This is a genomic window from Microbacterium sp. Beta, assembly GCF_005502545.1.
Classification (GTDB): domain Bacteria; phylum Actinomycetota; class Actinomycetes; order Actinomycetales; family Microbacteriaceae; genus Microbacterium; species Microbacterium oxydans.
Genome location: NZ_SCOG01000023.1, coordinates 47795 through 56127, shown reverse-complemented (window position 1 = coordinate 56127; position 8333 = coordinate 47795). Strand labels below are relative to the sequence as shown.

Sequence of the window (8333 nt, the reverse complement as noted above, 5' to 3'; positions counted from 1 at the left end):
TCTAGCCACGCTGCTCGAAGCGCACGGCTACCCCGCATCCGCCGACTACTGGGTGCAGTGCCACAGCGAAGGACACGACGAAGGAGACGAAGAACACCCTAGACGGCATTGACCAACTAGACTATACTGATAGTAACAACACGGCAGACCAACGGGACTTACCACCCCACATGAACAAGGAGCACAGTATGACCACTGCAACAGCATCCGCCGGAGTCCTCGAACTTATCGACCCGCAGACCATCGACGTGGCGACCAACGTCCGCACGGCGGCAGAGGCAAGCCTGGACAAGGAATTCCTTGACAGCGTGAGCGCGAACGGCGTTCTTGTCCCCATCGTCGCAACCCGCGATGAGAACGGCGTGCACGTCCGCTACGGCCAGCGCCGCACCCTCGCCGCTCAGCAGGTCGGCCTACCGAGCGTGCCCGTCTACATCGTCGAGGCCGACGCCGCCGACGACGCGCAGCGCATCGTGGAACAGCTGGTGGAGAACGACCAGCGCCAGGCACTCACCGACGGCGACCGCATCCAGGCATACAAGGCCCTGGAACTCGAAGGACTCTCCGTCACTGCGATCGCCAAGCGCACCGGCACGAAGCGAGACAAGATCAAGACGGGCCTGACGGTCGCGGCCAGCGAAACCGGAACCCGCCTGATCGCGGAAACCGGAATGACCCTGGACCAGGCCGCAACACTGATCGAGTTCGAAGACGCCCCCGACGTCGTCGCAACGCTGACCCGGATCGCAAACGAGGAGCCGGGATACTTCCCCCACGCCGTCCAGCGCGCCCGCGACGAGCGCGCCACCGCTCAGGCCCGGGAAGCAGGCGAACAGGTCGAAGCCGCCAAAGGCCACCGCATCCTCTCCGAAGCCCCCGCATGGGACGCCCGCACCCCCTACCGCCTCGGTGACCTCCGCACGAGCGAGGGCGAGCGGGTGAGCGTAGACGAGATCCAGGGGAAAGACGGCGTGGCCGTCTACGTGCTCGGACAGCGCGACGGAAACCACCAGGTGAACTACTACGTCGACGAGCCGGAAGCCCTCGGTTACACCGTCGTCGACGACGGCATGGGCCGCAAGGCCGGACCGATGACCGACGAGGAGAAGGCAGAGCGCAAGCAGCTGATCGCCAACAACAAGGACTGGGACGCCGCCGAGAGCGTGCGCCGGGAATGGCTCGCCCAGTTCCTCGGGCGCAAGACGCTCCCCAAGGACTCCGCACAAGTCATCGCCCGAAGCCTCACCGAAGCGCGCTACCTGGTCGCCGGGGAACTGAGCGGGAACGCCCTCGCGGCCGACCTTCTCGGCGTCGAGCCGGTATCGGGCTACTACGGCGACCGGTTCGCGGACTTCCTCACCGCGCACCCGACCAAGGCGGGCCACGTCACCCTGGCAATCGTCCTCGGCGGCATCGAGGCCAGCACCGGGCGCACCACCTGGCGGAGTCCGCGACCGGAGACGGCACACTACCTGCAGACCCTCGCAGGCTGGGGCTACACCCTCTCCCCCGTCGAGCAGATCGCCGCCACGGTCGAGAGCACCGACACCCCGTAGTGAGACTCGGTGGGGTGGGTCACAGGCCCGCCCCGCCCTAACCAGGAGGCACCCATGAGCACCCGCATTCTCGTCACCTACAAGGGCGAAACCGGATATCTCCACAGCGAAACCGGGATCGATCTGCGCACCCGCTACGGCGTCACATTCGACGAGACCCGCACCGGCACCTACCGCACCCGCGCACGAGCGCAGCGCGTCGCCGACAAGATCGCCCACCGATTCGACCGCGTCGAGCTCGAAGACATCGAAGACCACTCAGACACAGACTAGACAGCATTGACCAACTAGACTATACTGAAAGTAACAACACGGCAGACCACCGGGACTAACCACCCCACATGAACAAGGAGCACACGCCATGCTGACGATCACCCACACGCATGAAGCCGGAACCATCATCGAGGGAACCGCCAAGGGCGACGGAACCGCCACAATCCTCAAGGCCAACCGCTGGCGCTGGGGCCGGAGCATCGGCGCATGGTTCGTCCCGAACAGCCGCGACCGGCTCCCCCAAGATCACATCATCACCCGCACCGCCGCCGCGCTGGAGGCCGCAGGGTTCGAGCTGGCACCACTGGAGATCGACCGCACGACCCGGCGCACCGCCGAAGTCGAGGCCGCGAAGATCGCCCGCCAGGCCGACCGCGCTGCAGCACTCGACGCCAAGGCCGAGCGGAAGGCCGCGAACTCAGACGCCGCATGGGAGAAGCACATGCGCGACGTGGGAAGCCTGCCCGAGGGCGGCGAGCCGATCAAGGTGGGCCACCACTCCGAGCGCCGCCACCGCAACGCGATCGACAAGGCGCACAAAAGCATGCGGCGCAGCATCGACGCCCACAACGACGCCGAGGAAGCCGCCCGCCGCGCCGACGCAGCGGCCGCAACGACCGACGCCCGCTACAACCCGGTGACCGTGGCCAACCGCATCGAGAAGATCGGCGCTGATATCCGCCGCTACGAGCGCCAGATCATCGCTGACGTGTACGACCCGGAGAAGGGCTACCGCCCCGCGACCGACGAGCAGAAGGCCAAGAGGGCAAAGCACTACGCGCCCAAGCTCGACGAGCTGCGCGACCAGCTCGCCTACTGGGAGCAGGTACGCGCCGACCAGATCGCCACCGGCACGGCCACCGGCTACAGCCGCGACACGATCGCCAAAGGTGACGCCGTGAAGATCCGCGGCCACTGGGCCAAGGTCGCCCGCGTCAACGCCAAGACGGTCAGCGTCGAGACGCCCTACAGCTGGACCGACCGCGCACCATACGCCGAGATCCAGGACCACCAGCCCGCCGCCTGACGCAGTCAGGCCCGGTTCCCCAATGGGGAAGCCGGGCCTGACATCAACACGGCGACCGGTTACCACACCGGAAGCACACCGTAATTCTACAGCCGCACAGGCCCGCCGTGCCCCTATCGGGGCGCGAGGGGAGCAACCCCCTCGCACTCCCCCGTCGGGGCCGCTACGCGGCCAGGAGTGGCCCTCGCGGGCCACCAGGCTCTAAGAGCTTCGGGCATCGTTCCTGCCGCTCCATCATTGCCGCCGCGGTCCTACACACAAGCCCCTGCGGGGCCGGCTCCTCCAAGATTTTCGCCACGCGGTCGCTACGCTCCCTCACATCGCAACGAAATTCTCTCCCCCACCGCCTAGCGGTTGTGTTCCGGCCCTGCTGCTGCGGCACTGCTCCGCTTATCAGGAACGAGCCAGCGAATTGATCGAGAAAGGACAAGGGACATGATCGAGAACGAGCTGCGGGTCTGGTGCAACCTCCTTCTTGCGTCTGCGCAGTGTTGTGAGTGCTCACTTTCGGAGTAGTCGCCCTTCCTCCCGCCCAGGCGCGCGTTGCGGGCCCGTTACGGTGGTGTGGTGCAGTCGAGTCGAGCGGCGAGGGGCCCAAGGGTCATTCGTGGTTCGTTCGCTGCGGGAATCGCGACGTTCGTCGCGACGATGTCGCATGCTGCGGGTGGGGACGGGTTGCCGCCGTGGTTGAACGTGCTGGTCGCGTTGGTGCTCGCGTTGCCAGTGTGCGTGTTCCTGGCGGGGCGGGCGTTGTCTTGGTTCCGCCTTGCTGTGGCGGTCTCGATCAGTCAGTTGCTGTTCCATGCGTTGCTGTCTGTTCCCCTCGGGGTCTCGGGTGCGCCCGCCCCGGCGCATGATCACCACGCGATGGGCTCCTCGATGCTGTCGAGCATCGGGGGGGTGGCCGTTTCGATGCCGGATCACGCGGTCGCGGACGGGTCGATGTGGGTCGCGCATGTTGTCGCCGCGTTGATCACCGTGTTGATGCTCGGCCGCGGCGAGCAGGCGGTCCTCGCGGTCGCGCAACTACTGGGGCTCGCTGGCCTGGTTGCGTTGCGGTTGTTCGTCCCGTTGCGCCCGTTCCGGGTGGTGCGGGTGTTCGTGGCGGAGCCGGTCCTGGCGTTGCCTGGCCGGTTGTTCTCGGTTGTGCGGTGGCGGGGGCCTCCGGTCGTCTGCTGACGGTCCGATTTCCCTTCTTGTCATCCCTCGCGTGTGCGGCGGTGGTCGTCGCGCGCGCCAACCGAAAGGTGTTTTTGCATGTCTGGACGATCTGTCCATCGTTTCCTTGTGGTCGCTGCGGCGGCCGCGATCTCCGCCGGCCTGGTGGTCGGGTCTGCGTCCGCGGCGTCCGCGCATGAGGCGCTGTCGAACACGAACCCCGAATCGGGGGCGACGGTGACCGGCCTGCCCGAGATCGAGCTGGTGTTCACCGATGTGATCCTCGACGAGCCGACCGCGGCGAAGACGGTCGTGATCGGCCCCGACGACCGGTATTACGAGACCGGGTGCAGCGACGTCGATCAGGCGGTCATGACGACGCTTGTCGAGCTCGGCGCGGCGGGCGAGTATCGGGTGCTGTGGCGGGCGGTGTCCGGTGACGGGCATCCGATTTCCGACGAGTACTCGTTCACGTATCAGCCCGCCGCCGGTGCTGCTGCGGCCGCGGGGCGTGAGACGCCGGCGTGTGGTGATGACGGTCAGCTGGCCGAGGAGTCCCCGGCCGCTCAGGTCACGGTCGCGCCGAGCGATCTTGCTGCCGAGTCTCCGGCCGCGTCGACTGAGGCGGATGCCGCGGTGGTCGCGGAGGAAGGCGCCCCGGTGTGGGTGTGGGTCGTGGTCGCGGTGGGTGTGGTCGCGGTGGCCGCGATCGTCGCGGCTGTGGTGCGCGGGTTGCGCCGCAAGACCCCGTAAGGCGCAGACGGCCGGTCGGAGATCTCCTGTCTCCGGCCGGCCGTTGTCGTTTCCGCTCGCATCGCGGGGAGCCTATGCCGTCGCGGGCGCTTCAACCTCGGGCGCTGTCGCGGGGATGCGGCGGGCAAGGACGAAGGCGGCGACCAGCCCGCCTCCCGCGATGACCCCGAGGGCCACGGCGGCGAGGATGAGGCTGACCGCGCCGAGCCATCCCGCGATCGGGTAGGTGATCAGGAAGCAGGCGTGGGAAAGGGCGAACTGGGCCGTGTAGACGAGGTTCCGGTTCGCCGGTGTGGAGGCGTCGGCGAGGAGCCGTGACGAGGGGGTGTTCACCAGCGACGTGCCCATGCCGAGGAGCACCCAGGTGCCCAGCAGCAGGAACCAGCCGGTTCCGGTGGTGACCGCGAGGGTCGTGACGGCGATCGCCGCGGTCAGTCCCGCGGTGATGACGATGCCGCCGGCGACCATCACTCGGATCACCCCGAACCGGCCCACGAGGGTCGGGATGGTGAACGCGACGATCAGCGATCCGATGCCGTAGCTGCCGAGCGCGATCGCGAGGGCCGCATCGTCGAGCCCGAACACGCCCCGCGCGTAGACGACGGAGTTGACGAGCACGATGGCGGTCCCGGCGGCGACGATCACGTTCGTGATCATCAGGAACCGCAGCGACGGGGTCCGGGCGAACACCTTGAGCCCGAGCGGGAGCCGCTGCCAGAACGTCGAGCGTGAGGGCTCCGTGTCGCGGGCGGGGAGGCGGGAGGCGAGGACGAGGGTGGCGGAGCACGTGAACCCGATCGCGGTCCCGACGAACAGGTTGTTGTAGCTGATCACTGTCAGCAGTGCCGCGGCGATCGTGGGACTCAGGATCGCCTCGAGGTCGTAGGCGAGCCGTGAGAGCGACAGGGCCTTCGTGTAGTCCTTCGCCTCCGGAAGCACGGCCGGGATAAGCGACTGGAACGCCGGGGTGAACGTCGCTGATGCGGACTGCAGCACGAACACGAGCACGTAGATTTGCCAGGTCTCGGTCACGAACGGCAGCATCAACGCGATCGCCAGGCGGATCAGGTCGGCGCCGACGAGCACCGCCTTCTTCGGTAGCCGGTCGACGAGAGCGGCAACGAGGGGCGCGACGCCCACGTAGGCGACCATCTTGATCGTCAACGCGGTGCCCAACACCGACCCGGCCGCGGACCCCGCGATATCGAACGCGAGCAGGCCGAGCGCGACGGTCAGCAGGCCCGTGCCGACGAGCGCGATCACCTGCGCGGAGAACAGCTTCGCGTAGGTGCCGTTGCGGAGAACGGTGATCATGCGTGGTGCCCCGGCGTCTCCTCGACGGTGTGCTCCGCCTGGCGGATCGCTTCGACCACCAGCCGGGTCGCGTGTTCGTCCGTGAGCCGGTAGAACATCCGGTTCCCCTCCTGACGGACCCGCACGAGCTTTCCCCACCGCATCTTCGCCAGATGCTGAGACACCGCCGCGGGGCTCCGGTCGACGATGTCCGCCAGGTGGTTCACCGAGAGCTCCTCGCCCTGCAGCGCGAGGACGATCCGAATCCGGGTCGCGTCCGCGAGGAGACGGAACACCTCGACCGCGATGTCGACGAAGTCGTTCGCGGGAGTGAGGTCATCAGGAAAAGTATCTACGTGCATACGCAGATACTAATGCAGATTGGGGTTAGTCGAGGCGGAGTGCGGGGTATCCGGAGTAGGCGGCCGCGGCGAGGGTTTGCCAGCGGTTGGCGACGCCGGTGCTGATGCCGGTGAGGTCGGAGAGGGGGCCGGCGGGCATGGTGGCGGCGAGGGCGAGGAGTGCGGCGCCGCGGAGGGAGACGATGCTGCAGCCGAGGGTCTGCAGGTCTTTGACCATCATGCTGTAGTCGGTGTGCGCGCCGGCGCGGAGCTTGGAGGGGAACAGCCAGTCGGAGTCGGTGTCCCAGCGTCGCGGGGCGTCGAGCTGCCGGCGGATCAGGGCGGGGAGCGGGTCGCGGAGCCTCACGGGTGAGGTGCCGATGGTGACGGTCATCTCGTCGCCGGTGTCGGTGATGGCGGTGCGGGTGAGTTTCGCGACGGTGGAGCTGGGGCGTCCGAGGGTGCCGCAGAGCAGGCCGCAGATCCGCGTCCGCAAGGGGATGGTCTCGTCGGTCTCGAAGCGGTGCATCCAGTCCCGGTAGACGGGTATCGGGTAGCTGGTGGAGGGGTCGACCCAGCGGGACGGCGGCGGGCTCATCCGCGTCGCGCGTCCGGTGTCGGCGGCCCAGCGGATGAAGGTGCGGACCTGATCGAGGTGCCGAGGGAACTGTTCTAGGTAGTCCTCGAGGATCGTCTGGGACCCGGTGTGCAGGTCGAGGGCGTTGTCGTGGAGGTAGGTGAGAAACGCCAACGCGATCCGGCAGGAGGAGCGGGCGCGATCGAAGGTGCCGTCACTGAGGCCGTTGCGGGCGATCAGCAGCCGGGTGCGGGCGATGACGGACCATCGGCAGTAGGGGCCGAGGATGCGGGAGATCTCGGCGGGGTGGCCGGTGAGGAACCGGTCGAGCCAGCGTTCGAAGTGCGACCAGGCCTGGTCGCGGGGTGGGAGCACGCCGACGTCGGTGAGGGCGTGACGCATGAGTTCGGCGACTTGGGTGACAGGGTGCTCGTCGAGGTCTTCGTGAGAGATCTCGAGGCGCCCGGTAAGCATGTCGCGGATCAATCGGGCGGAGGCGGAGCGTCGCGGCCATTGGACCATGGATTTCGGCTCGGGGTGGTTCAGGAGCCTGACCCGGAGCGGCTCGAGCACCCCCTGCCGGTCGGGGGTGCCGGCGGCGAAGAGGGCGTCGACGGCGTCGCGGGCGCTGCAGGGATAGCACTTCTTGCCGTGACGGATGTCTTCGATGCCGCAGCTGACGCAGATGAACGGAGATGACCGTCCCGCGCAGGGTGTGCAGGCGAGGGTGCCGTCGTCTGCGACGGATGCGACCAAAGTGACGCGCTGGCATCGGGGGCAGGGTCGGCGCGTGTTGCGGATGACGTTGAAGCAGGGGCTGCAGGTCGCGCCGCCAGTGAACCGCACCCTGACGCGGGCGGTGCGCCCGCAGTGCACGCAGGGTTCGACTTTCCCGGGGGCGCATTCTGGGCAGAGCGGGCCGGCCGCAGTGGTCGTGTGCACCAGGCGTGCGTTGCCGCAGCGGCTGCAGGACTTCTTCGCGTCCGGGAGCCGCCGTCGGCAGTTGTTGCAGAGCGGTTTCCCGCCGCGGCGCAGGCAGACGAGGCGGATCCTGCCGCAGTCGCTGCATTCCTCGGCGCGCAGCACGTCGGTGCAGGGCTTGCAGATGCGCCGATCGTCGGGCCCGCGGCCGATGATCCGTTCTCGTCCGCATCGTTCGCAGACGGGCACCACCACGGCGTGCCCGTTATCGCGAACTCGGCGGAGCAAGCGCTGCACGATCGCGGGCGTCATCCGGTCACCGGCATGGGCGAGGTCGGTGGTGGTCCGGACGTAGCGGGCGATGTGCCCGCGGGTGACGGCGGCGGGCGCGAACTCGACGATGAACTCCGTGAGCGAAGCTTCGCCCATGCTCA

At 67.9% G+C, this 8333-nt stretch carries 8 protein-coding genes; 5 read left to right on the top strand and 3 right to left on the bottom strand.

Translation table 11 applies throughout. From position 1 onward, the window contains the following. The first annotated feature begins 188 nt into the window (after positions 1-188). The 5 genes from FFS56_RS16985 to FFS56_RS16965 all read left to right on the top strand — a co-directional run bounded on the left by FFS56_RS16985 (position 189) and on the right by FFS56_RS16965 (position 4767). Positions 189-1556: a ParB N-terminal domain-containing protein gene (locus FFS56_RS16985; RefSeq protein ID WP_067117723.1), complete on the top strand. Its 1368-nt coding sequence runs from the start codon at positions 189-191 to the stop codon at positions 1554-1556. Between the two features lie 54 nt (positions 1557-1610). Then, the gene (locus FFS56_RS16980; protein WP_067117720.1) at positions 1611-1829 is read left to right on the top strand and encodes a hypothetical protein; all 219 of its coding nucleotides are present in this window, start codon (positions 1611-1613) and stop codon (positions 1827-1829) included. Between the two features lie 88 nt (positions 1830-1917). Then, positions 1918-2856: a DUF3560 domain-containing protein gene (locus tag FFS56_RS16975; protein ID WP_067117717.1), complete on the top strand. Its 939-nt coding sequence runs from the start codon at positions 1918-1920 to the stop codon at positions 2854-2856. 687 nt (positions 2857-3543) lie between these two features. Beyond that, positions 3544-4035: a hypothetical protein gene (locus FFS56_RS16970; RefSeq protein WP_137772173.1), complete on the top strand. Its 492-nt coding sequence runs from the start codon at positions 3544-3546 to the stop codon at positions 4033-4035. Positions 4036-4113: 78 nt separating this feature from the next. After that, on the top strand, positions 4114-4767 hold the full coding sequence (locus FFS56_RS16965; protein WP_036283402.1) for a copper resistance CopC family protein: 654 nt from the start codon (positions 4114-4116) through the stop codon (positions 4765-4767). 72 nt (positions 4768-4839) lie between these two features. Here the strand turns inward: FFS56_RS16965 and FFS56_RS16960 are convergent, their stop codons facing one another. Genes FFS56_RS16960 through FFS56_RS16950 form a run of 3 tightly spaced genes read right to left on the bottom strand, consistent with a single transcriptional unit; the run spans position 4840 to position 8328 of the window. Then, the gene (locus tag FFS56_RS16960) at positions 4840-6081 is read right to left on the bottom strand and encodes an MFS transporter (protein ID WP_016464930.1); all 1242 of its coding nucleotides are present in this window, start codon (positions 6079-6081) and stop codon (positions 4840-4842) included. After that, positions 6078-6422 carry a metalloregulator ArsR/SmtB family transcription factor gene (locus FFS56_RS16955; protein ID WP_016464931.1) on the bottom strand — a complete coding sequence of 115 codons (345 nt, stop codon included), beginning with the start codon at positions 6420-6422 and terminating at the stop codon, positions 6078-6080. The genes FFS56_RS16960 and FFS56_RS16955 overlap by 4 nt, the downstream gene beginning before the upstream one ends. 25 nt (positions 6423-6447) lie before the next feature. Further along, a complete protein-coding gene (locus FFS56_RS16950) occupies positions 6448-8328 on the bottom strand; it encodes a hypothetical protein (protein ID WP_137772172.1) in 1881 nt (626 codons plus the stop codon). Positions 8329-8333: the final 5 nt, after the last annotated feature.